1 pseudogene is annotated in these 687 nt (G+C 41.8%); it reads left to right on the forward strand.

Annotated elements, in window-relative coordinates:
* Nucleotides 1–630, forward strand: a pseudogene (locus ACFIKY_RS09175) (DUF3792 domain-containing protein); the annotation flags it as partial.
* Between the last annotated feature and the right edge of the window lie 57 nt (nucleotides 631–687).

Raw genomic sequence — 687 nt, forward strand, 5'->3', positions numbered from 1 at the left:
AAAACCAATATTTCCCCCATACTTGCAAAATTAAACAGCGAAAGTCTTGAAAAGTTTTTTGCAAAAAACAGTGACAATGGTATCAATTTTGACCAACTTGGTAGTGAATTGCGCACCCTTCTCAATAAAAGCGACATTCCTGCTCTCAACCCTGATCGCTTGAAACAAACCTATCAAGCTGCACTCAACGATATTGGTTCTGCGATCACAGCTTTCAAAAATGATCCTTCTCACTATCGCACCACTTTAAAAAATCTTGGTGAGCGCCTGTCTGATCGTGTAGAAGATCTCACGACAAAATTTGATCGAAGTGATATCATCGAAGCCCTCATAAAAGATGGCATGCCCCGTGCGGACGCACAAACAGCAACAAACCGTGCCGTTCAACTCTATCAAAGCGCCGAGGAAAAAACCGAAAAAGCCATCAAAGCCCTTGAAGAACAGGCAGAAACACTCTCGGACAAACTTGAGGATACGATCAAGGGAGTAAAAAACACTGCGACTAAAGCTACAAAAGCAGCCTCCAATATGGGATGGTGGGGCTTTTTAGGAAGTCTGGTAGGCGCCATTGTTTCCAGTGTTTTTGGTTATTATGGTTATAGAAGCCGTAAGGATACTTTCATGCTTTAAAACTTCTACCTCTAAAGCAAACACATAAAAAGCTGCACACATGATGCAGCTTTTTTT

Origin of the sequence: Bartonella sp. CR127HXZ, assembly GCF_042194555.1 — a bacterium.
Classification (GTDB): Bacteria; Pseudomonadota; Alphaproteobacteria; order Rhizobiales; family Rhizobiaceae; genus Bartonella; species Bartonella grahamii.